At 68.2% G+C, this 22,581-nt stretch carries 22 protein-coding genes and 1 pseudogene; 12 read left to right on the forward strand and 11 right to left on the reverse strand.

The genetic code is table 11. The annotated features are described in order from the left end of the window. Positions 1-363 (forward strand): annotated as a pseudogene (locus ON38_RS24490) (MMPL family transporter); the annotation flags it as partial. A 17-nt stretch (positions 364-380) separates the two neighbouring features. On the opposite strand, the gene ON38_RS24495 reads toward ON38_RS24490, so the two are convergent. Together ON38_RS24495 and ON38_RS24500 are read right to left on the reverse strand one after the other, a co-directional pair. Continuing rightward, positions 381-1,031 (reverse strand): DUF1707 SHOCT-like domain-containing protein, encoded by a 651-nt coding sequence (locus ON38_RS24495; RefSeq protein WP_039827383.1) that lies wholly within the window; start codon positions 1,029-1,031, stop codon positions 381-383. Positions 1,032-1,153: 122 nt separating this feature from the next. Continuing rightward, on the reverse strand, positions 1,154-2,470 hold the full coding sequence (locus tag ON38_RS24500; RefSeq protein ID WP_051165133.1) for an AI-2E family transporter: 1,317 nt from the start codon (positions 2,468-2,470) through the stop codon (positions 1,154-1,156). Between the two features lie 86 nt (positions 2,471-2,556). Between ON38_RS24500 and ON38_RS24505 the strand changes: the two genes are divergently transcribed. From ON38_RS24505 to ON38_RS24515, 3 genes are all read left to right on the forward strand, one after another. Then, positions 2,557-4,152: an adenylate/guanylate cyclase domain-containing protein gene (locus tag ON38_RS24505; protein WP_373281245.1), complete on the forward strand. Its 1,596-nt coding sequence runs from the start codon at positions 2,557-2,559 to the stop codon at positions 4,150-4,152. A gap of 65 nt (positions 4,153-4,217) precedes the next feature. Next, entirely contained in the window at positions 4,218-5,321 is a 1,104-nt protein-coding gene (locus tag ON38_RS24510) for a lysylphosphatidylglycerol synthase transmembrane domain-containing protein (RefSeq protein WP_039827328.1), read from the forward strand. Between the two features lie 56 nt (positions 5,322-5,377). Further along, positions 5,378-5,746, forward strand: a complete 369-nt coding sequence (locus ON38_RS24515; protein ID WP_039827330.1) for a DUF3054 domain-containing protein — start codon at positions 5,378-5,380, stop codon at positions 5,744-5,746. 15 nt (positions 5,747-5,761) lie between these two features. Here the strand turns inward: ON38_RS24515 and ON38_RS24520 are convergent, their stop codons facing one another. Next, positions 5,762-7,384, reverse strand: a complete 1,623-nt coding sequence (locus tag ON38_RS24520) for an NTF2-like N-terminal transpeptidase domain-containing protein (RefSeq protein WP_245564180.1) — start codon at positions 7,382-7,384, stop codon at positions 5,762-5,764. Between the two features lie 361 nt (positions 7,385-7,745). On the opposite strand from ON38_RS24520, the gene aroQ reads away from it, so the two are divergent. Further along, positions 7,746-8,210, forward strand: coding sequence for a type II 3-dehydroquinate dehydratase (gene aroQ / locus ON38_RS24525; RefSeq protein WP_039827333.1), 465 nt, complete (start codon positions 7,746-7,748; stop codon positions 8,208-8,210). 21 nt (positions 8,211-8,231) lie between these two features. On the opposite strand, the gene ON38_RS24530 is transcribed toward aroQ, so the two are convergent. Beyond that, positions 8,232-8,687: a nitroreductase family deazaflavin-dependent oxidoreductase gene (locus ON38_RS24530; RefSeq protein ID WP_039827334.1), complete on the reverse strand. Its 456-nt coding sequence runs from the start codon at positions 8,685-8,687 to the stop codon at positions 8,232-8,234. Between the two features lie 247 nt (positions 8,688-8,934). Between ON38_RS24530 and ON38_RS24535 the strand changes: the two genes are divergently transcribed. Together ON38_RS24535 and ON38_RS24540 are read left to right on the forward strand one after the other, a co-directional pair. After that, a complete protein-coding gene (locus ON38_RS24535) occupies positions 8,935-10,032 on the forward strand; it encodes a zinc-binding dehydrogenase (RefSeq protein ID WP_039827386.1) in 1,098 nt (365 codons plus the stop codon). Between the two features lie 53 nt (positions 10,033-10,085). Further along, positions 10,086-10,397, forward strand: coding sequence for a GNAT family N-acetyltransferase (locus tag ON38_RS24540; RefSeq protein ID WP_039827336.1), 312 nt, complete (start codon positions 10,086-10,088; stop codon positions 10,395-10,397). Between the two features lie 12 nt (positions 10,398-10,409). Here the strand turns inward: ON38_RS24540 and ON38_RS24545 are convergent, their stop codons facing one another. Further along, positions 10,410-11,171, reverse strand: coding sequence for a lysophospholipid acyltransferase family protein (locus ON38_RS24545; RefSeq protein ID WP_039827338.1), 762 nt, complete (start codon positions 11,169-11,171; stop codon positions 10,410-10,412). 127 nt (positions 11,172-11,298) lie between these two features. Here ON38_RS24545 and ON38_RS24550 point away from each other — a divergent pair, with 127 nt between their 5' ends. Next, a complete protein-coding gene (locus tag ON38_RS24550) occupies positions 11,299-11,958 on the forward strand; it encodes a YqgE/AlgH family protein (RefSeq protein ID WP_039827340.1) in 660 nt (219 codons plus the stop codon). A gap of 35 nt (positions 11,959-11,993) precedes the next feature. Here ON38_RS24550 and ON38_RS24555 read toward each other — a convergent pair whose 3' ends face one another. The 3 genes from ON38_RS24555 to ON38_RS24565 all read right to left on the reverse strand — a co-directional run bounded on the left by ON38_RS24555 (position 11,994) and on the right by ON38_RS24565 (position 13,526). Continuing rightward, on the reverse strand, positions 11,994-12,425 hold the full coding sequence (locus tag ON38_RS24555) for a nuclear transport factor 2 family protein (protein ID WP_051165134.1): 432 nt from the start codon (positions 12,423-12,425) through the stop codon (positions 11,994-11,996). Between the two features lie 100 nt (positions 12,426-12,525). Further along, positions 12,526-13,134 (reverse strand): pyridoxamine 5'-phosphate oxidase family protein, encoded by a 609-nt coding sequence (locus ON38_RS24560; RefSeq protein WP_039827341.1) that lies wholly within the window; start codon positions 13,132-13,134, stop codon positions 12,526-12,528. A 2-nt stretch (positions 13,135-13,136) separates the two neighbouring features. After that, on the reverse strand, positions 13,137-13,526 hold the full coding sequence (locus tag ON38_RS24565) for a hypothetical protein (RefSeq protein ID WP_039827343.1): 390 nt from the start codon (positions 13,524-13,526) through the stop codon (positions 13,137-13,139). A gap of 177 nt (positions 13,527-13,703) precedes the next feature. On the opposite strand from ON38_RS24565, the gene ON38_RS24570 reads away from it, so the two are divergent. Continuing rightward, positions 13,704-14,273: a TetR/AcrR family transcriptional regulator gene (locus ON38_RS24570; RefSeq protein ID WP_039827345.1), complete on the forward strand. Its 570-nt coding sequence runs from the start codon at positions 13,704-13,706 to the stop codon at positions 14,271-14,273. A gap of 273 nt (positions 14,274-14,546) precedes the next feature. On the opposite strand, the gene ON38_RS24575 is transcribed toward ON38_RS24570, so the two are convergent. Next, positions 14,547-15,059 (reverse strand): EXLDI protein, encoded by a 513-nt coding sequence (locus ON38_RS24575; RefSeq protein WP_039827347.1) that lies wholly within the window; start codon positions 15,057-15,059, stop codon positions 14,547-14,549. A gap of 217 nt (positions 15,060-15,276) precedes the next feature. Here ON38_RS24575 and ON38_RS24580 point away from each other — a divergent pair, with 217 nt between their 5' ends. The 3 genes from ON38_RS24580 to ON38_RS24590 all read left to right on the forward strand — a co-directional run bounded on the left by ON38_RS24580 (position 15,277) and on the right by ON38_RS24590 (position 17,458). Next, positions 15,277-15,777 (forward strand): hypothetical protein, encoded by a 501-nt coding sequence (locus ON38_RS24580; RefSeq protein WP_039827348.1) that lies wholly within the window; start codon positions 15,277-15,279, stop codon positions 15,775-15,777. Positions 15,778-15,877: 100 nt separating this feature from the next. Further along, the gene (locus tag ON38_RS24585) at positions 15,878-16,192 is read left to right on the forward strand and encodes a hypothetical protein (RefSeq protein WP_039823301.1); all 315 of its coding nucleotides are present in this window, start codon (positions 15,878-15,880) and stop codon (positions 16,190-16,192) included. A gap of 576 nt (positions 16,193-16,768) precedes the next feature. Then, positions 16,769-17,458, forward strand: coding sequence for a glycoside hydrolase family 25 protein (locus ON38_RS24590; RefSeq protein ID WP_373281248.1), 690 nt, complete (start codon positions 16,769-16,771; stop codon positions 17,456-17,458). 20 nt (positions 17,459-17,478) lie between these two features. Here the strand turns inward: ON38_RS24590 and ON38_RS24595 are convergent, their stop codons facing one another. Together ON38_RS24595 and leuS are read right to left on the reverse strand one after the other, a co-directional pair. Continuing rightward, complete coding sequence (locus tag ON38_RS24595; RefSeq protein WP_051165137.1) at positions 17,479-19,518, reverse strand: PhoX family protein; 2,040 nt, start codon at positions 19,516-19,518, stop codon at positions 17,479-17,481. A 130-nt stretch (positions 19,519-19,648) separates the two neighbouring features. Further along, the gene (gene leuS, locus ON38_RS24600; RefSeq protein ID WP_039827351.1) at positions 19,649-22,465 is read right to left on the reverse strand and encodes a leucine--tRNA ligase; all 2,817 of its coding nucleotides are present in this window, start codon (positions 22,463-22,465) and stop codon (positions 19,649-19,651) included. Between the last annotated feature and the right edge of the window lie 116 nt (positions 22,466-22,581).

The raw sequence follows: 22,581 nt of genomic DNA on the forward strand, positions 1-22,581 counted from the left end.
GGCCCGGCCCCGGCCGGCCCCGCCTCGGGTCTACCCGAACTCCCGCGCCGGGTGCCGGGGGCCCAGCCTCCGGGCGTACCCGGTCTCTATCCCGCGCCGGAGCCGCCGACCCGGCCCGCCGAACGTCCGGGTCCCATCGGATCGCGCCCCGACAGTCTGGCCCAGCAGTCCGCCGGCGGGGCCGGCCCGCAGGACAACGCGGACCCGCGCGAACGCAACAGCATCGAATCGTGGATGGCGGGCCTGCGGTCCGCCCGGCGGCAGCAGGCCGGGATGCCGGCCGACGATTCGGGCCGCCACCAGCAGAGCGAGGGCCGTTCGGTCAGCGTGAACGAACTGCTGCGCCGCCGCGAACAGGACTAGCGCGCCGGAGTTCCGGCTCAGTGTCCGAGCAGCCGGCGCCAATGGGCGGCGAAGGGTTGTTTGGCGGTGACCGAGCCGAACCGGACCCGGCCGTGCACCAGCAGATGCAGCGGTCCGATCGGCGGACCGCTGCGTACCTTGTTGTTCACACTGGAACCAACCAGTTCGAGGCCGTCCAGGTCGACCGTGGCCTCCTGCGGCACCACCAGGGTGAGCGAACTGGCGTAATCGTCGACCTGGATCTCCACCACCTGGGTGGTCATGATCGCCTGAGTGAAGTCCAGAGTCACTCCGGACAACCAGCTGTTGACCCGCAACATCGGCGCGACCTGCCAGTTTCCCCGGCGGTTCACCCCCGACATCCGCGGCCGGATGACCCCGCCCTGCACCACCCCCGACAGTCCCGCACGAGCGGCGTCGCCGGGTTGCGGTAACGGGACCGGTTTGCCGTGACCGGCCCGCACGGTGGCGGGTTCGCCGATCAACCGGACCCCGGGCAGATCGACGAGCACCGAGTTCAGCTCGCCGCGGGTCTTGGCGGCCAGGGCGGTGTCCATCCGCTCGGTGAACTCACCCAGGGAGAGCATGCCCAGACCCACGGCGCGCTGCAGGAGCTGCCCGACATGTTCCCGTTCGGCGTCGGAAACACGCAGGTCCCGGTTGCCCACCTGGCCACCGGAACCCGCACCGTCGAATACCGGATCGGGGCCGTTCATAGGACCGAGATTACCCAGCACAGCCCGGATCCCGCATCAGGGCATTCCCGGATGCGGGGGTGGCAGGCCCCACGTCAGCCCTGCTCATCTCCGGTTTCCCGCCGGGCGGCGGAGGTGGCCGGTCCGGAGTCCGAGCCGTCCCGGCGCGGCGGCGTGTCGGCGGGCCGGGACAGCGGTAGCCGGCGCTGCGCCTCGGCGAGCAGAGCCCCGATATCGAAGCGGCCCAAAATCTGGGGACCGCTCACGGAATGCTCGCCGTCCTCCGGTGAATCCGGTTCGGCCACATAGATCCCCTTACGGTCCGGTGTCGGTTCGCCCAGCAATTCCTCGGGGTCCGCGGCGAGCAGCGAGCGGATCGCGGTGTTCAGCACCGCCACCAGCGGCACCGCCAGCAGGCCACCCGCGATACCGCCCAGCACCACGCCCGCGGCGATCGCGAGCACCACCGCCAGCGGATGGATCCGTACGGCACGCCCGAGCAACAACGGTTGCAGCACATGCCCCTCCAGCTGCATCACCGCGACGATGATGCCGAGCACGATGAGCGCGGTGACGAATCCCTTGGTCACCAGCGCGATGAACACGGCCACGAAACCGGCCAGGAACGCGCCGATGATCGGGATGAACGCGCTGATGAACACCAGTGAGCCCAGCGGCAGTGCGAGCGGCACGCCGAGCAGGGCCAGCCCGGCGCCGATTCCGATCGCGTCCACTGCGGCGACCACGACGGTGGCCCGCACGAAACCCACCAGCGAACCGAATCCGAGTTCCCCGGCGGTACGCACCCGTTCCCGATGCGGGGTCGGTACCACGCGGGTGACGAATCGCCAGATCTGGTCACCGCTGTAGAGCAGGAAGATGAGGATGAACAAGGTGAGGAAGGTGCCGGTGAGGATGTGACCGATCATGGTCGCGGTGGTCAGCGCGCCGCTGGTGAGCGTGTCCTGATTCGATTGGATGGCCCGGATGGCGGCATCGCCGGCATTGCGGATCTGGTCGTCGCTCAGGTGCATCGGACCGTTGATGGCCCAGTCCTGCACCTTGTGGATGCTGTTGGTGAACTCGTCGGACAGCTGCGGCACGCCCACCACGAACTGCTCGACCACAAAGGTCACCACGCCCGCGACCAGTCCGAGCGAACCGACCAGCGCGACGAAAACCCCGATACCCCGCGGCACCCCGCGGCGTTGCATCCAGTCCACCAGCGGCGCCAGCAGCGCGGCCGCCAACATGGCGATGGCCAGTGGGATCACCACCGTGTCGAGTCGCCGCACCGCGGCCGCCAGCACCGCGACCAGGGCGAAGATCACCAGCAGTCGCCAGGCCCATTCGGCGGTCTGCCGGACGATGGGGTGAACGGCGTCTGCGGCAGATGGTTTGGGCTCGGTCACCCGACCGAGCCTAGTGAGCGGAGCCGTCGTACCGGCCGCGCACTGCCGGAGCGGATGGCGGCGCGGCCATCGCCCGGGTACGCACGATGCGCACGGCCGGAGTGAATGTGGAGCTACACCCCCAACCCGGGAACACAGAGCGGTCGGCCCCGGGCGCTAGATTGGTACACGTGTCAGCGCCATTGGAAGCGGTCAAACAGACCATGCATACGCGCTGGCCCCTGTACCTCACCTCGATGTTGCTCGCGAATGCCTTCGGCGCCGTATTGGTATGGGCGTTCATCCAGTACGGCCTGCCGGTCCCCGAAGGGGAGGAACCGGGCACCCGCCAGGTCGGCCTGCTGGTCCCCGGGGTGGTCTTTCTCACCGGGGGTTTCCTCAGCGTGGCGGCCTCGGCGCTGATGCTGCGGCCGGTGATGCGCTGGCAGATGCGCGGCGGCCCGCCCAGCCGGCAGGAGCAGATGGCCGCCCTGCACGCGCCGCTGCGGCAGGCGATTCTGCATCTGGCACTGTGGGTTCTCGGCGGCGGCGTGCTCGGCGCGGCGATCATCTCCGAGACCCCGGCTCTGGCCGGCGCCGTGATCATCACCGAATGCATGGCCGCGACCATTGTCTTCGGTTTCACCTACATGCTCGGCGAACGGATCCTGCGCCCGGTCGCGGCCGAGGCGCTCACCGCCGGACGTTTCGACCACACCCTCACCCCGGGCGTCGGCACCCGGATGGCGATGACCTGGGGTATGGGCACGTTCGCGCCGACCATCGCCATCGTGCTGCTGTGTGTCACCCAGATCTCGTCGGATGTGAAGTTCTCCGCGCAGTCGCTGGCGGTCTCGATCCTGCTGCTGTGCGGGGTGGTGATCATGCAGGCGCTGGCGCTGTCCATGCTCACCGCGTCCAGTATCTCCGACCCGGTGCGTCAGCTCAGTCAGGCCATCGACCAGGTGCAGAACGGTGCCCGCGATGTGCAGGTGGAGGTCTTCGACGGAAGTGAGATCGGTCTGCTCCAGGTCGGTTTCAACCGGATGATGGAGGAGGCGGCCACCCGGCAACGGCTGCAGGAACTGTTCGGTCAGCATGTGGGCGCCGAGGTGGCCCAGCGTGCCCTGGACTACGGCACCGAACTCGGCGGGGAAACCCGCTTCGTGGCAGTCCTGTTCGTGGACATGGTCGGCTCCACCGCGACCGCCGCCGAACACCCGCCCACCGAGGTGGTGAGCCTGCTCAACGAATTCTTCCGGGTGGTGGTGGATGTGATCGACCGTCACCACGGGTTCGTCAACAAATTCGTCGGCGACGCCGCCCTCGCCATCTTCGGCGCGCCGCTGGACCGCCCGGACGCACCGACGGCCGCGCTGGCCGCCGCCCGTGATCTGCGCGAGGCCTTGCGCGCGGTCGCCGGTCTGGATATCGGTATCGGAGTTTCCGCGGGATTGGCGGTCGCCGGGAATATCGGTGCCGCCAACCGCTTCGAATACACCGTTATCGGCGATCCGGTGAACGAGGCGTCCCGGCTCACCGAACTCGCCAAGGATCATCCGGGCCGGGTGCTGGCCTCGGGTTCGGCGCTGTATTTCGCCGAGGACAGCGAGCAGCGGCACTGGACGGCGGGTGAAGAGGTGCAACTGCGCGGCCGCCGCCGTAAGACGCGGTTGTCCTGGCCGAGTGAAACGGTGGACTAGAGCGTCCGCGGCGGTATCGGACCAGGCAGCGGACTCCGGTGGGGGGTGTCCATTAGGCTGGGGCCGTGACGGCCGACGGTGATGCAGCGGGTACCGCTGCTGTGCCCGGCGCCGGAGAATCGGAGCGTACCGAGAATCGCCGCCGCAGATTCCGTGCGCTCAAATGGCTGACCGTTTCTATCGTGCTTCTCCTGTTGATAGGCGAAGCATTCTATCTGTGGCCGCGATTACACGAGTCGTGGCGCAAACTCACCGAAATTCATTGGGGCTGGGTCGCGCTGTGTATCGCGGCGCAAATGTTGTCCATGACCGGGTTCGGTCATGTTCAGAAACAACTGCTGCGCGCGGGCGGCGTCGAGGTGAGCCAGCATCGCTCGGTGGCGGTCGTCTACGGTGCCACCGCCATGTCGGTGACCCTGCCCGCCGGTCAGGTTTTCTCCACGGCGTTCACCTACCGGCAGACCCGGCGTTGGGGCGCCAGCCCGGTGGTCGCGTCCTGGCAGCTGGTCTTCTCCGGGGTGGTCTCCGCGGCGGGCCTGGCCCTGATCGGTGTGCTCGGGACCGTGCTCGCGGGCGGCCGGGTGGGCCCGGTGAACCTGATCGTCTCGGTGGCCGCGGTGGTGGCGCTCGTCTGGGCGGGGAACTACGCCTCGCGGCATCCCGGCACCCTCGAGAAGGTGCTGTACCGGGCGCTGCTGCTGGTTAACCGGGTGCGCAAGAAATCCTCCGGCACCGGTACCGACAAGATCCGGGAAATGCTCGATCAGGTCGAATCGGTGAAGCTGGGCAGCCGGGACGGCGCCTGGGTCACCTGGTGGGCGGTCATCCACCGATTCGCCGATATCGTCTGTCTCGGCGCCGCTTGCTACGCCATCGGTGGCGATCCCCGGTGGGCCGGACTGCTGATCGCCTTCGCGGCGGGTAAGGCCGTCGGTTCGATCCCCTTCGCGCCGGGCGGAATCGTCTACGTGGACGCGACCCTCATCTACGGTCTCACCGCGGCCGCCGGGCTGCCCGCGGCGCAGGCGGTCGCCGCCGCGTTCGTGTACCGGCTGGTGAGTTTCGTGCTGATCGCGATCATCGGCTGGATCGTCTTCGCGTTCCTGTTCCGCACCCGCAATGCCGAGGACGACGAGTACGAGAAGGAATTCTCCCAGCGCAACGCCTGAGCCGGCACGGGGCACACCGTGACCACGCCGTCGCGGCCGCGACTAGGCTGCTCGGAGTGAAATGGTTCGCTGCGATCGGTGCCGACTTCGTCCTGGTGGTGGTGTTCTGCGCCATCGGCCGTCGTAGCCACGACGAGGCCGTACTCACCGGTCTGCTGCATACGGCGTGGCCGTTCGTGGCCGGGCTGGCCGTGGGCTGGGTCGCGGCAATACTGCTGGAGCGCCGGCGGGCCGGTACCGACCCGATCGACGGCTCGCGCCTGTGGCCAGCCGGTGTGGCGATCTGGTTGTGCACGCTGGTGGTCGGCATGCTGCTGCGGGTGGTCGCCGGTCAGGGCACCGCCTTCAGTTTCATCGTGGTGGCGGCGCTGGTGCTGGCGTTCTTCCTGCTGGGCTGGCGCGGAGCCGTCGCGGCGATCAGGTGACCGCCGCGCCGCCGCTCATTCGTCCGGTTTGGCCAGCGCCTGCAGCATCCGCTCGCCCATCCGCACGACCATATCGCCGCTGTCCACATCGGCGATATGGATGGCGAACGCCAGATCACCCATGCTCGCGATCAGCCAGCCGTCGTCGCCGGCCTTCGCCGAGAATCCGGTGACATCACGGAATCCCCGCAGCCGCGCCATCTGCGGTGCGTTCATCCCGTCGCGCATCGCGGCACGCAGGGCCGCGTCGACGGGGCCCGGCAGCGGGCCCATGGGTGCGTCGGTTTCGCCGGGCCGGCCCCGTTCGAGCATCGGCGGCCGGGCGGTGCCGTTGGTGATGGTCGCCGCCGCGATCGCCATTCCGAACGGGCTGACCAGCAGCGCATCCGTGCCACCGCCCTGGCGGACCGGTTCGGCGCCGCCCGCACCGGCCGGGCGCCCGGTCACTTCCTCGAGGCCCGGGACCCGGAAGTCCACGCCGACACCGAGCATGGCGGCCGCCTCGATGATCTCCTGATCGCTGACGTCCTCGGGCGCCTTGCCCTTGGCCGCCCCGGCCGCCTTCTTGAACAGTTCGATGGTGCCGCCCGCGGGGTACAGGCCGGTGAACGCGACGGGGCCCTGAGCGCTCGAGTAGTTGTTCTGCGCGGCCGCCACGACAGCGCCGGTGGAGGGCTGGGTGACCACGATGGAGGCGGGCGAGCCCACGCTGACCACGGCGTCCTCGGCCGCGCGCTGCAACCGCTGGTCCATGGTGCCCGCGATATCGGGACCGGCCGGACCCTGGTTGCCCGCCAGCTGTTTGACGAAGCGACCGTTCTCGAACAGTTGCACGCCCCAACCGGAATGCTGGTCCTGGCTCTGCTCCCAGACCTTCTTCATGGCGTCGAGCATCGGCGAGAAGATCCGGCGATCGGAGACGATGAGCCGCGGCTCCTGTTTCATCACCACGCCCGGGATCGGCGCCATCCGCGGTTCCAGGATCGCGAAATCGCCCTCGCGCAGGCTGACCGCGGTGATCGGCTTACCGCCGGCGGCGGCGAGATCGTCGCGCAGCGACGCACCGGTGATCAGGGGCGCCACCGGTTCGATGGCACGGGCCAGCGCGTCGGTGGAGGCCACCGGGTCCGGCATCCGTGTCGGGTCGAGTTCGACGACATTGATGATCTGCTGGGTCATCAACGGTTTACCGATATTGTCGACGACCTTCGGCGGCGGGTCCGGGGTGGTGCGCACCAGCTGCACGGTGCGGTTCTGGCTGAGCTCGGGCATGACCACGGCCGGGTCCCAGGAGATCCGCCAACCGTTCGCGAGTTTGCGGACGGTGCCCTCCAGCCCGTAGGACCAGTTCTTCTGCTCGCCGAAGCTCCACTGGACATCGAGGCTGAAGATGCCGGATTCGGCATCGAGTCCGATGAATTGCGCCTTCTCGTAGTCGACGGTGCCCGATTCGAGCCCTTCGAACATTTGCTGAAGGGTTGCCGAAGCCGCCGAGGGGTAGGAGGTCAACTCCGCCGCCGCGGCGTAGTCGTGCTCGTCGAGCCGTTCGGTGAATTGATCGACGACCGCTTCGGGCCCGGCCGCCTCGGTCCCGGACCCGCACGATCCCATCGCAATTGCCAGAGCCGCCACCCCCATAAGGGCCATTGCGCCCCGGAAGCGAAAGCGGCGGGATCCCCTCACGTCCATGTCGCCCACTCTTCACTCTTGTCACTCCAGTAACAAGACCACCGTACCTGAAAAATGCCTGCTTGCGAGTGATCGCAAACCCGAAACCATACCCTGTCCCACCGTGTGCGGTTGCGGCCGAGCCCAACTCGTCCTACAGCGGACCATGATCAATTATCGGGGCGCCCGAGAACACCCGGCGACGCTACGCTACCGATCGACCAGAAGCGGTGCGCCGTTACCCCGCGAGTCCGCATTCATCGAAGAGATACCCCGTTACCGTAGCTCAGAATCCTTCGCCCGCGGGTGAGGTGTCGGTAGGGTTGCTGCCATGTCCGATGCCGCCGTCCCGCAAACCTCGAGCAGCCCGATTCTGGTCCTCAACGGGCCGAACCTGAATATGCTCGGCACTCGGCAACCCGAGATCTACGGCCCGGAAACCCTCGACGATGTAATCGAATTGTGTCGTCGGACGGCGGCGGCACACGGGCGGGAGATCGCCCATTTCCAGTCGAATTCCGAGGGCGCGCTGATCGACCGTATCCACGAGGCGCGCGGCGCGGCCTCGGCGATCGTGATAAACCCCGGCGGCCTGACCCACACGTCGGTGGCGCTGCGCGACGCACTGGTCATCCCGGAGGTGCCGATCGTGGAGGTGCACATCAGCAATGTGCACGCACGCGAGGAGTTCCGCCGGCATTCCTATGTCTCTCCCATCGCCGACGCGGTGGTCGCCGGAATGGGCATCCAGGGCTACGCCGCCGCGATCGAATACCTGCTGACCCGCCGGTCCTGACGCCGGTCCCCGAGCCGCGTCCTACTTCGCGCTGTCGATCCGGAAAACCGGGAAGCCGGGAGCGATTCCGGCCAGTTCGGCATCCGTGGCGTCCTTGGTGATGCCTTCGAAGAAGCGACCGACCTCCCAGCCCCAGCGCTCGAGATAGAGCCGCAGCAGCGGCACCTTGTCCGCGTCGGCGACCTCGACCGCCGTGAAGACCTCGGTCCGCCGGCCCAGCCGCAACTCGCCGGTGCCGGCGACCCGGAGATTGCGCACCCACTGTGTATGGCCGCGCGGCGCCACGAGATAGCGCTGCCCGTCGGCGGCGGTCATGAGGTTGACCATGGTGGTCCGCCACTCGCCGGACTTGCGGCCGCGCACCGCCAGCAACCGGGAACCGGCGACGCTGATCCCGAGCTTGGGCAGCAGGTTGGCGAGCCGGTTGAAGATCGGGTCGAAACCGGTGGGGGCGAGGTAGCGGGTGGCGGTGGTCATCGTCTTCTCCTTAGTGAGCGGTGCTCTCTGTTGTGAACAACAATCGCACCTCTCGGCCCACCTGTCAAGAGCAGTGCTCTCCTTTAGTCGTAACCGCAGGTCGAGCCCATTGAAGGACACGGGTTCGGGCGGCAATTACCGAACCTGCTCCCGGCCGCACCCTTTTCTGGGACGGTGGTCGTGGCCCGGCTGTCCCCACGCGGACGAGCGGGCGGATGTGCCGGAACGAATGGCGGAGGAGAGTGGCGTGCGGGCGGCAGTTTTCCACGGAACCGAACCCCGATTGGTGATCGAGGACATCCCGGTGCCGGTCCCCCGGCGCGGTGAGGTCCTGGTGCGGGTCACCGCCTGCGGGGTGTGCCATACCGACCTGCACGTCCTGCGCTCCGAGGTGAAATTTCCCGCGCCCGCGGTGCTCGGCCACGAGGTATCCGGTGTGGTCGAACAACTCGGCGAAGGCGTGGACACGGTCGCGGTCGGCGACAACGTGGTCTGCAGCTTCATCATGCCCTGCGGCGACTGCCGCCACTGCGTCCGCGGCGCCGAGGACCTGTGCGAGAAGTTCTTCGCGTACAACCGGCTGAACGGCACTCTCTACGACGGCACGACCCGCCTCGCCCGGGCCGACGGAACCCCGCTGGCCATGTACTCGATGGGCGGTCTCGCCGAATACTGCGTGGTGCCGGCCTCCGACGTATTCGGCGTACCCGCGGATGTCGGACTCGAGGCCGTATCGATCCTGGGATGCAGTTCGTTCACCGCGCTCGGCGCCGTGCACACCGCCGAACTCGGGCTCGGCGACCGGATCGCGGTGGTCGCGGCCGGTGGCGTGGGATCGTCGATCGTGCAGTTCGCGGCGGCGGCCGGGGTCGCCCGGATCATCGCGATCGATATCAGCGACGACAAACTCGCCGCGGTCGCGAAACTCGGTGCCACCCATACGGTCAACTCCGCCACCGAGGACGTGGTGGCCCGGGTCCGGGAATTGACCGGCGGGCACGGGGTGGAGGTGGCCTTCGAGGCGCTGGGCAGCGCCGCGACGTTCGCGACGGCCCTGGACATACTGGACGACGGCGGCCGGGCGGTGGTGGTGGGGATCGCACCCGCCGGCGCCACCGGCACGGTGGATCTGGCCCGGCTGGTACGCCGCAAACTACAGATCCGCGGTTCCTACGGCGCGAAGGCGCGCACCGATATGCCCGCGCTGCTGCGGATGGTCGCGGCGAACACGGTCCGGCCGCAGGAGGTGATCACCCGCCGCTACTCGCTGGACCGGGCCGACGAGGCCTACGGCGCGTTGGCCCGCGGTGAGATCGTCGGCCGGGCGATCATCGAAATGGACTGACCCACCGCGTGTATCGAGGCGAAAATTCACCGCCGACCGAGTAGCGTCGAGCCATGCCGACGGAGGTCCGCAACAACACCGCACTGGAACGCTTCGAGATCACGGTCGAGGGCGAGGTCGCGGGATATACCGAATATCAGGACACCGTCGGCGAGCGCGCATTCGTGCACACCGAGGTCGATCCACGATTCGACGGCCAGGGCTGCGCCCGGGCCCTGGTCGCGGGCGCGCTGGATGCCACCCGCGCCGAAGGGCTGGGAGTGCTGCCCATGTGCCGGGTGGTCCAGCACTTCATCGAGGCCAGCCCGCAGTATCTGTCGCTGGTGCCGCACTGGGCCCGCGACCGCCTCGGACTGCCCCAATAAGCGCACGCGCTCTCAGTAGGCGGCCACGGCGCCGTCCAGTGCCTGCTGCAGATCGGTGCGTACCAGCCGGGAGATCTCCGCGGGCCGGGTCGGCAGTTCGGTTCGGGGCATCCCGAAGTAGAAGCTCGCCGCTTTCGCCTGCTCCTTGGTCGGCCCGACCGCCGGGTCGGCGCGCGGGCCGTAGCTCAGGCCGAGCGCGACAAGTGCGGGCCGGGCGCCGAGTTTGGCGGTCCGGAAGGCGATGTGCCCGATACCCGTACCGACCGCCTGCACCTGCGCGGGGTCGACATCGTTGCAGGTGCCCTCCGGGAAGATGGCCAGGCTGTCACCTCCGGCCAGGCGTTCGGCGCAGATATCCATCATCCGCTGCCCCGCGGCGTTCACCGCCCGCAGTCCGTGGTCGCTCCCGCGGAACACCGGGATACCGCCCATCATGTCGATGCGGCGGCGCAATTTGGCGTCCTCGAACAGCTCGTCCTTGGCCAGTACCCGGGTGCGGCCGATGATGGGCCGGAGTTCGCTGCGCCAGGCGGCGGCCGCGAGGGTGTACGGGTCCAGCCGGGACAGGTGGTTCACCGCGATCAGCAGCGGGGTCCGGGAACGGACGAGGGCCTCGATGGCCTCCCGCGCCCCGGCCGCGTAGCCGACCCGCGGCCGGTAGCGCCGCCCGAGCAGGGCGTAGGCACCCATCGCCTGCAGGCGGTTCTGCCGGTGGTCGCGGTAGAAGGCGTACACATCGTCGCTGTTGTCCAGGAGCACCTCGGGGGGACGCATACGGCTGACTCTACGAGGCTGTCGCGGTATGTCCAGATGGCGCGAAAACGGCGGTCGAGCGAACTCCGCGCGAAGTGAACAGTTGATCAGAGCGGCACAGTCGGGCAATAACTGCGATGATGGCCAGGTGGCGCAGGCAGATGACCCCGATGATCGCAAGACCCGGGGCGGCCGCGGTGACGGGCACGAGCCCGAACCTGGTCGTCGCGGTAACCGGCAGGGTGAGCAGACGGTACGGGCCGGGACACTACTGGTTTCCTCGACCGATCTGGCCGAGCCCACGTTCCGCCGAACCGTGGTCTACATCATCGAACACAACGACGCCGGAACGCTCGGGGTGGTGCTGAACCGGCCCAGCGATACCCCGGTGCACGACGTGCTACCGCAGTGGGCCGAACTGTCGGCCCGGCCGCACACCCTGTTCGTGGGCGGGCCCGTCAAGCGGGATGCCGCGCTGTGCCTGGGCACCTTGCGGGTGGGCGCGTCCATCGACGGGGCGCCGGGGCTGCGCCGGGTGGACGGCCGGGTGGTGCTGGTCGATCTGGACGCCGAGCCGGAGCGGATAGGCCCACTGGTCGAGGGTGTCCGGATCTTCGCCGGGTACGCGGGCTGGACGTTCGGCCAATTGGACAGCGAACTGGCCAACGACGACTGGATCGTGGTGTCCGCCCTGCCCAGCGACCCGATCGCCGGGCGGCGCACCGATATGTGGGCGGAGGTGCTGCGGCGGCAGCCGCTGCCGCTGTCGCTGCTGGCCACCCATCCGATCGAGGTCGAGCGCAACTAGGCTTGTGGCTCGCCCGCACCACTACGGGACACTGCCTAGTGGAGCGGAATGTCCACATCAACGACGTCGCGATCCGCGACTCCGAACGCAGGATCCGCGGGCCGCGGACCGAGCCGGAGGCCGCGATCGTCGAACTCCCACAGCTCGTTGCCATAGCTGCGCCACCACTGTCCGCTGGTGTCATGCCATTCGTACTGGAAACGGACCGCGATGCGGTTGTCGTGGAAACTCCACAGGCTCTTGCGGAGTGCGTAGTCCAGCTCGCGCTTCCACTTGGCGGTCAGGAACGCGACGATCTCGTCGCGCCCGGTGACGAATTGATCGCGATTCCGCCACTCCGAGTCCGGTGTGTAGGCGAGGGCCACGCGCTGTGGGTCACGGGTGTTCCACGCGTCCTCGGCGGTCTGGACCTTGCGGAGCGCGGTGTCCGCGGTGAAGGGCGGATACGGTGGTCGGGCGTCGGTCATGGCAACCTCTCATGGGGTGGGGCGTTCCCGCGGACGCTTCTCGACGACCCTCGATCGTTGTCATGAGAGCAGAGCGCGGATATTCGTCCGGTCGAATGGGTCACGGGGAGGGCGGGCCGGAAATTCCGTTGTCGGCCAGCGCAGTTTCCAGTTGGCGGATACGTTCCCTCAGTGGTTCGGTGGCAGCCCGCAGTTCTTCCGCGGTGAAGCGTGGCGTGATGAACTTGGGACAGTTCCAGTCGAACGCGACGACTTCGACCGTCAGCAGGCCTTCGAGGCGGCCGCTTATTCCGAGCTGTTCGAGCGTTTCGGGAGCGGGCTCCGGATCGAACCGCGCGTGACCGAGGAGCTTGAGCCGTTTCCGGTTCGGGTAGTCCACGGCGATGATCGCGACCCGGTCGTCGTGGTCGAGGTGACCCGCGGTGATGTACTGGCGGTTGCCGGTGCTCTCGGCCCACACCAACTGCGTCGGGCCGGTCACTTTCACAAATCCCGCCGGCCCGCCGCGATGTTGCACGTAGGGCCAGCCGTTGCTGCCGGTGGAGGCGAGATAGAAACTGCCGCGGCGCTGGAGGAACTCGGCTTCCGCCGCGCCCATGCCGGTCGGCACGGGCGCGGCGGAAAGCGCGTCGTAACGGTCGAACGAGCCTCGCCGGCGCTGATGCGCCTGCTCATCCGCTCCGAAGGTGAGCGCGAAGAAATGTTCCATGGTCAGAAGGACAGGATGGAGTATCCGTTGTCGACGAGGGTGCGTACGCTTGCCACCCCCGAGGTACCCGGCAGCGGATTGTCCTTGATCAACTCCAGGCCGGAGGCCTGGGCGCCCTCCTTGCCGCCGAACAGATCGCTGCATCCACACGAGATGCCGGCGACCGTGTGCCGCACTGCCTGGTAGACGTCGTAGGCGGGGTGTTCGGGCGAGTTCAGGAGTTCGGGCCAGCGGGTTCCCGCCCCCTGGAATTGCAGCCGGACCTCGTCACCGGCCTGATCGAAATCGTAGGCGGCGGCGAGAGCGTTGAAGACGCGGCCGAGTGCTTCGTCGCCGCCGTTGGGGTCGCTCAGCACGAGAACGGCGGTCTTGCTCGCGGTGTTTCCACTCATTTTCTGCTCCTCGAGAGGGGCCACCCCGGCCGGCGGTCGGGGTCGCCCGGGCGCGACTTCTGGAACTGGGCCGGTCTGCTCAGGCCGATTGTCGTGCCGGTCGATCCGCGAGAACGATTGTTCTCCGCGGTACGAGTAGTCTAGGAGAACGAAGGTTCTCAACGCAAGGAGGTCGCGGTGCCGGATGGACCCGAGGCGCTACAGGTGGTCGTCGCGGCCGATCGGCTGTTCAACGATCGAGGTGTGCAGGCGGTCGGGATGGACGACATCCGCGATGCCGCGAACGTGTCGCTGAAGCGGCTCTACCGCCTTTTCCCTTCCAAAGCCGATCTGGTGTGCGCGGTGCTGGAGCAGCGCGACCGCGATGTGCGGGGCGCGATCGCCGAATACGTGGACGCGCGGGCCCACACGCCGCGAGAACGGATCCTCGCCGTATTCGACTACCTGCTCGAGTGGTTCACTCAACCGGGTTTCCGGGGATGCCTGTTCATCAATACGATCGGGGAATTGGGTGGCACCTCCGACGACGTCGCCCGTATCGCGCGGCGCCACAAACTCGCCGTACGCGACTACCTGGCCGAACTCGTCGCCGCGGGCTCGTTTCCCGGCGGTGTGGCCGATCAGCTCATGATTCTGGCCAATGGCGCCATGGTCACCGCCGCCATCCACGAGGACCCCCGGGCGGCACGCCACGCGCGCGACGCCGCCGAGACCTTGCTTTCGGCCATCGGGAGCAGTGCCGGGTAGGCGTCCTTCCGCTTGCCCGGCTCCACCCCGGAAGGCCACCGGCCTGCGAGCACCCCCGCGATCGGCCGATCCGCATCACCATCGGCACGGTGTCGCCGGGAAGCGGGCCGGAGCCGAGGAACGGCAGCATCATGATCGGGAACGGCAGATCGCCGGCGTCTCCGGGTCGGCCGCGATCGGCCCGAACGCGACCGGCATCCGGGTCTCGGCATCGTCCCCCGGTACGGCGCGGCTTTCCGGTACGTGGTCACGGCCGTTTGCGGCCGCGACAGTTCAGATATCGAGTTCTTCCACGGGCGGACGTTCGGCGATCCCGGCGACCCGCTGGTAGAGCTGGTCCGGAATCCTGCCCCGCAATTCCTCGAGGGTGTCGACGACCGTGAAGACGTAGTCGCCCCAGTCGTGCTCGATACCGAGCATGCGGCGCCAGTTCTTCAGGTCGCGCAGCCAGTTCGCCGATTCGGGATAATCCGACCAATTCGAATACTGCTCGTGCAGCGCGTATTTCCCCTTGCGGCCGCGGAACACCCGGATGTGTTCCATCCGCTCCTCGCCCACATCCCGGTGCTCACCGAGCAGGGCGCCTTGGAACCGCACCTGCCGCACACCGTTGTGGCCGACCCTGAGCACGATTTCCTCGTACCCCTCGACCTTGCCCTCCTCCAATTCGATGAAGCGTTTGAGCGCGGTCACCACCGCGCCGGACAGATTGCCGCCAACCAGTTCCTGCGCGCGCTGGAACAGTGGCAGGTCGTCGTCGGCGACGTAGATGGTCTTGTTCGGCATGAGCTAACTATACGTAGACATATACGCATAGACAATGACCGGGGGCCGCGCCGCACTCCGCAATGCCATGGAGTGGGGTCGATCACCCCACTTAACAGTTATCTGTTGAACGTGCCGTTATACAGCGGTACGGTAGACGATGTTCCAATAAAGCACTCCAGCCAGTGCGACCGCCCCGGATTCCACGCCGGGGGCGCGACCGAGTGAGGACCCGCCGATGAACCCGAACCCCGCACAGCGCACCCGTCGCCTCGCCGCGCGAATCGCCGCGATCGCGGTCATCGCCCTCGCACCGTTGGCCGGCACCGCCGGCACCGCCCTCGCCGACCCCGGCCAGGCGTCCCAGATCAGCGATTCCCACGATTCCGGCGACAGCTTCGGCGATAGCGACAGCTGGAACGGCAACGGCGATTTCGGCTGGGACGACAACGGTCAGTACGGCTACGTCGATCACAACCAGCAGAACTACGACGGGTACGAAGACCACCTCAACAGCGGCGGCAACCAGTACCCCGACCGCGATTCCCACAACGACGCCGGCTACGACCAGCCGGCCGATTGGGATCGGACGGACCACGGCGGCGGCACCCAGAGCCCGGCCGTCTGGAACACACCCAACCCCTACATCCCCGCGCCGGCGCCGAGCCTGCTGCCGGCGGTCCACCTGCCGCTGCCGCAACTGCCGTTCGCGCTGCCCGGCCTGCCGCGTCTCCCCTGAGCCGGACAGTACCGATGGCTACGTCATCAAGTTGCCGTTATATGACGGTTCATTATCTGGCGAATCGCTACAGCGAGGCCGGAACAGAACGGAGCACACCATGACCATCACCCGCACCTTCGGATTCGTGAAGAGAATCGCCGCCGCCACCGTGCTGGCCGGCGCGCTCGCCGCGATCCCCGCCACCCTCGCCCCCCAGACGGCGCTCGCCGACGTCCCCGGCCACAGCAGCCGCGACGACTCCCACCCGGGCAAAGGCAGCTACGGTGACACCCACGATCTGCCGAGCGATCCCAGCAACCGCAGCGAGCCGGTGCACGCGATCCCGGCCGAGCGCAGCTTCACCTACGACAGCGATCAGGGCGGCTACCTCGACATCTGCGCCTACAAGCCGTACTACTACGCCTGCCGGTGAGGTGAGCGCCGCGCGATCACTACCGGCCGGGCAGGCGCGGCGTAGGCCGCCGACTCCGGAAACGACCGGCGGCGGTAACACGTTCGGCCTCCACCGAACCGGCGCGGTAGTGAGGCGAATACGGGTATGAGCGGCCGATGCGCCGTGTCGACCCGGCGCGGAAAACGGCTACCAGCGCATCCGTCACGAACACCGGCCATGGCACGTGCGAACGTACCGGCCGGATCGGCCCGCAGCACCGGACCACGGTCGCGGCGAGAGCGATAACCCGGATCAGCGCGAACGAAGTCGCCGTAGCAACCGGGAGACCGGAGCCGGTACCCCTGGACGCGCAGGGGCCACGGGATATCGCACTCGCGGGCGAAACGCAGGGCGTCGGCCGCCGGGTCCTGCACCGCGGTCGGTCCGGACACGGCAGCGCAATACCGGGCAGTGCCGGTCCGCGTGCCTAGGGTCGGGTCCATGAAAACTGCCCGATTGAGATCGACCGTACGAAAGTCCGGCTCGCGCTTGGGGCCGGGCAGCTTCGTTCGAGTCCGCCGCCGGCCCACCGGCCTCGGACTCCTGACATTTGCGCTGGTGGCAGGGCTCGCGCTCGTTTCCGCGCCCGCGCACGCCGAACCCACCGGCCCGGACGTCTCGTCCTGGCAGCACGGCGGCGGACGGCCCATCGACTGGTTCGCCGTCCGCGCGGCCGGCCACCGGTTCGCCATGGTCAAGGCCACCGAGGGCCTGGACTACATCAACCCGTACTTCGTTCAGGACAGTCTGCAGATGCGGCTGGCCGGGATGGCGCGCGGCACCTACCACTACGCCCGCCCGGAACTCCCACCCGAACCGCAGGCCGCCCTCTACGCGACGATCGTGCTCGGTCAGAACGGCCCACTGGACCTGCCGCCGGTACTGGATATCGAGCATTCCGGCGGTCTGGCGCCGGGCGCGCTGATCGACTGGACCCACCGCTACCTGAACACCGTGCAGACCCTCACCGGACGCGTTCCGATCGTCTACACCTACCCGCGGTTCTGGCAGACCGCGATGGCCGACAGCGACCAGTTCCACGGCTACCCGCTGTGGATCGCCGACTATCGTGACCGCGCCGAACCGGAGGTACCCGGGCGCTGGCCCGCGTGGACCTTCTGGCAGCAGACCGACTCCGGCTCGATCCCGGGTATCCACGGCAATACCGATATCAACGTATACAGCGGCGCACAGGGCGATTTCGCCCGCTTCGCCCGGATGGGCGGGCTCACCGGCAGCGGATAGCCCCGGACGCCACGTACCTCCTACACCCCGATCCGGCCGCCCCCGGACTTCCAGACCGCCACCACGGCCGGGCGCGGCTGGGTCGTTCCGCCGTCCGGCCAATGCGAAGCCGGCTTCTCCACCGAGGCCTCGTCGGTTTCGCCCGGATGCTGCACACACACCATGACCCGCTCCTCGCTGATCACCGGACCGCAGGTCTCGGCGCCGACCGGAACCGACAGGAACTGTTTGGTCTCGCCTCGCCGGTCACCGTCGAGCACCACCGCGAACAGTCCGTCGTTGGCGTCGAGCGCATTGCCGTCGGTGCTGATCCAGAGGTTGCCGTACGGGTCGAAAGCGAGGTTGTCGGGGCAGGAGATAGGGCTGACCTTGCTCTTGTCGTAGCCCGCGAAGTAGGTGTCGGCGGCGGCCGGGTCACCACAGACCAGCAGCAGGGTCCAGGTGAACGAGGTGCCGGCGTGATCGTCGGTGAGCTCGAGTACCTGGCCGTTCTTGTTCTTGTTGCGCGGGTTGGCCTCGTCGACCCCGGGCTTGCCGTCGGTGCCGCGCTTGTCGTTGTTGGTCAGCGCGACATAGACCTTGCCGGTCTTCGGGTTGGCCTCGAAGTCCTCGGGGCGGTCCATCTTGGTGGCACCCACCTTGTCACCGGCGAGGCGGGTGAACACCGCGACCTCTTCGGCGGTCATGCCGTCCACCAGCGATTCGCCGCGGCCGTCCGCGGCGGTGCGCAGGAGCGGGATCCACTGCCCGGTGCCGGTGAAACCCTGGTCGGAGGGGACGGTGCCCGAACCGTCGATCCGGTCGGGATGATCACCGGTGAGTTTCGCGACGTAGAGCGTGCCGGCGTCGAGGATCGTCATATTGTGGCGGCGGCTCGCGGCCCCGGTGCCCGGCTCGACCTTGCGCGAGGAGACGAACTTGTACATGTAGTCGAACCGCTCGTCGTCACCGGTGTAGGCAACCACGGTGCCGTCCGCGGCGACGTGGATATTCGCCGCCTCGTGTTTGAACCGGCCCAGCGCGGTGTGCTTGACCGGGGTGGACGCGGGGTCCCACGGGTCCACCTCGACGACCCAGCCGAAGCGGTTCGGCTCATTGGGTTCGGCGGCGATATCGAACCGCTTGTCGAACTTCTCCCAGTAGTGCGGGGCGTCGGATTCGCCGATGCCGTAGCGCTTCAGCCGCGCCGCCGTCACCGGATCGGCGGATTTGCCCACGAAATAGGCGTTGAAGTTCTCCTCGCCGGATAGCACCGTGCCCCACGGGGTCACCCCGCCGGAGCAGTTGTTGATCGTACCGAGGACTTTCGTGCCGGTGGGGTCGGCGGAGGTCTTCAGCAGCGGACTGCCGGCCGCGGGACCGGTCACCCGGAATTCGCTGGTCGCGGTGATCCGCCGGTTGTACTTGCCGAACACCGGTTTCAAGCGGCCGGTCCCGGGTTCGCCATGCACCTCGACCACGGACAGACCGTGCGCGGCCATCGCGATCTCGACCTGTTCCCGGGTGATCGCCTCGGGCCGGTAGCCGGGGAACATGAACTGTTCGGTCGTGTACTCGTGGTTCACCACGAGCAGGTACCTGCCCGGCTGCCCCTCGATCGGCAGCAGGCCGGCGAAGTCGTTGTTGTAACCGAACTGCTTGACCTGGGCGGCCGGGGTCTGGGCGAAGAAGTCGAATTCGGGCGCGTCCTCGAACAGTGGATCACCCCACCGGATGACGACGCCCTGCTCGTAACCCTCCGGGACGACGAGCGCGTCCTCGGTGTTCGGCGCGACCGGCGCGAATCCGGTCCCCGTACCCCCGGAGTTCGCGGCCGGGCCGACCTCGGTCCCGTCGCCGCAGGCGGCGAGCGCGCTCGCCGCGCCGATCGCGACCACCGCGGCCGCACTGCCCTGCAGCAGGCGCCGCCGGGAGATGCCCGCGACGATATCCCCGAAATAGGTGTTCGAGGAGGTGTTGGGCACCTCGTGGAAGCAGGCGTTGCCGCATTTGTACTGGCAGGTGACGCGCGACCGCGACCCGGCCGGGCCGGGGACGACGAAGAGCTCGAGAGGTTTCAAGATGGACTCCTGTTCCGGGCTGAACGCACGCACGCTAGCCCACCCAGGCAAGTCCCAGGAGTCCGCCGGATTAACGACCGGCCAACACGGCGACCCGGGAAAGCCCGGGCCACCGCGCCGACCGTAACGCTCACGCGACGATATTGACCAACCGGCCCGGGACCACGATCAGTTTGCGCGGGGCCTTACCGCCGAGCAGGCCGGCGATCTTCTCGTCGGCCAGGGCGGCCGCCTCGATCGCGGCCCGGTCGGCCTCCGGATCGACCTGGATCCGGCTGCGGACCTTCCCGTTGACCTGGATCGGATACTCCACGGTCTCCGCGGCCAGCAGCGCCGGGTCGGCCACCGGGAACGGTCCGTGTGCCAGCGAGTGGGTGTGTCCCAGCCGCTCCCACAGTTCCTCGGTCATATGCGGGGCCAGCGGCGCCAGCATGAGCACCACCGGTTCCACCGCCGAACGCGGTGCGCCGCCCGGGTATGCCTTGGTCAGATGGTTGGTCAGCTCGATCAGTTTGGCGCCCGCGGTGTTGTCGCGCATGGCCGCCAGATCCTCGTCGACTCCGGCGATGGTCCGGTGCAGCAGCCGCAGCGTCTCGTCGGCCGGGTTGTCCTCGGTGACCCGGGTCGCGCCGGTCTCCTCGTCCACCACCAGCCGCCACACCCGCTGCAGGAAGCGGTGCGCGCCGATGACGTCCTTGGTCGCCCACGGCCGGGATGTGTCCAGCGGGCCCATCGACATCTCGTAGAACCGGAAGGTGTCGGCACCGTACAGATCGCAGATCTCGTCCGGGGCGATCGCGTTCTTCAGCGATTTGCCGATCTTGCCGTACTCCTGGTTCACCTCGATCTCGGTGCCCGAGGCGTCGGTCCAGTAGAACCGGCCGTCGCGTTCGGTCACCTCGGCGGCGGGCACGTAGGCGCCGCGCGCGTCGGTGTAGGCGAAGGCCTGGATATAGCCCTGGTTGAACAGCCGGCGATACGGTTCGCTGCTGCTCACCTCACCCAGATCGAACAGGACCTTCTGCCAGAACCGCGCGTACAGCAGATGCAGCACCGCGTGTTCCACCCCGCCCACGTACAGGTCGACCCCACCCGGATCGTCGGCGCCGTGCTCGGCGGGCCGCGGGCCCAGCCAGTAGGTCTCGTTCTCCTTCGCGCAGAATTCCGCGGAGTTGGTCGGGTCGGCGTAGCGCAGCTGGTACCAGGAGCTACCCGCCCAGTTGGGCATCACATTGGTGTCCCGGCGGTACCTGCGCGGGCCGTCGCCCAGGTCCAGTTCGACCTCCACCCAGTCGGTGGCCTTGGCCAGCGGCGGGGACGGTTCGGAGTCCGCGTCGTCGGGGTCGAAGGTGACCGGCGCGAAATCGTCCAGTTCCGGCAGCCGCACCGGCAGCATCGATTCCGGCAGCGCGTGCGGGGCGCCGGTCTCGTCGTAGACGATCGGGAAGGGTTCGCCCCAGTACCGCTGCCGCGCGAACAGCCAGTCGCGCAGTTTGTACTGGACGGTGCCGGCGCCGTGGCCGTCGGCCTCCAACCGGGCGATGACGGTCGCTTTGGCGTCGGCGATGTTCAAGCCGTCCAGGTAGTCGGAGTTGATCGCCGGCCCGTCACCCGCGTAGGCCTCGCCGTCGAAATCCGCGGGCGGCTGCACGGTCCGGATGATCGGCAGGCCGAAGGCGGTCGCGAAATCCCAGTCGCGCTGATCCTGGCCCGGCACCGCCATGATCGCGCCGGTGCCGTAACCGCTCAGCACGTAGTCGGCGATGAAGATCGGGATCTGTGCGCCGTTCACCGGATTGGTGGCGTACGCCCCCAGGAAGACGCCGGTCTTCTCCTTGTTCTCCTGCCGCTCCAGATCCGATTTCGCGGCAATGGACTTGCGATAGGCCGCCACGGCTTCGGCCGGTGTGGCACTATCGGCGGTCCAGCGCGGATCGGTGCCCTCCGGCCAGGCGGCGGCGATCAACCGGTCCACCGTCTCGTGCTCGGGGGCCAGCACCATATAGGTCGCGCCGAACAGGGTGTCGGGGCGCGTGGTGAATACCTCCACATCGCCCGCGGCGGTGGCGAACTCGACCCGTGCGCCGCGCGAGCGGCCGATCCAGTTGCGCTGCATGGCCTTCACGTTCTCCGGCCAGTCCACCCGGTCCAGATCGTCGATCAGCCGGTCGGAGTAGGCGGTGATCCGCATCATCCACTGCCACAGGCGCTTGCGGAACACCGGGAAGTTACCGCGTTCACTGCGACCCTCGGCGGTGACCTCCTCGTTGGACAGCACTGTGCCCAGCCCCGGACACCAGTTCACCACCGAATCGGTCTGATAGACCAGGCGGTAGGAGTCGAGCACGGCATTGCGTTCGGCGGCGGGCATACTCGCCCAGTCCTTACCGTCCGGCGCCGGCCGGGCGCCGGTGGCGAACTGCTGCTCCAGCTCCGCGATCGGCCGGGCACGGCCGATTTCCTGGTCGTACCAGGCGTTGTAGATGCGCAGGAAGATCCATTGCGTCCACTTGTAGTACTCGGGGTCGGTGGTCGCGAACGAACGCCGCCGGTCGTGCCCCAGGCCCAGCCGGTCCAGCTGCCGCTGCATGGTGGCGATATTGGATTCGGTGGTGTCGCGCGGATGCGCCCCCGTCTGTACCGCGTACTGCTCGGCGGGCAGGCCGAAGGCGTCGTAGCCCAGCGCGTGCAGCACATTGCGGCCCCGCATCCGGTGGTACCGGGCGAACACGTCGGTGGCGATATAGCCCAGCGGATGGCCCACGTGCAGCCCGGCCCCGGACGGATACGGGAACATGTCCTGGACGAACAGCTTGTCGGCCGGGACCTCGCCGGCCAGCGGGCCGACCGGGTTCGGGGCGAAGAAGGTGCCGCGCTCGTTCCACCGCTGCTGCCAGCGGCGCTCGATCTCCCCGGCGAGCTCGGCGGTGTACCGATGGGCGGGCATATCACCGGCGCGGCCCTGGGGTGCGCCGTGGTCTACCGAGCTCGGCCCGGCCGTCTCGGTTGCGCGGGAGTCCTGCACGGTCCTGCCTTCTCTAGCTGCTGGTGGGGAGAATTCCG

The organism is Nocardia testacea NBRC 100365, assembly GCF_000308775.1.
Classification (GTDB): Bacteria; Actinomycetota; Actinomycetes; order Mycobacteriales; family Mycobacteriaceae; genus Nocardia; species Nocardia testacea.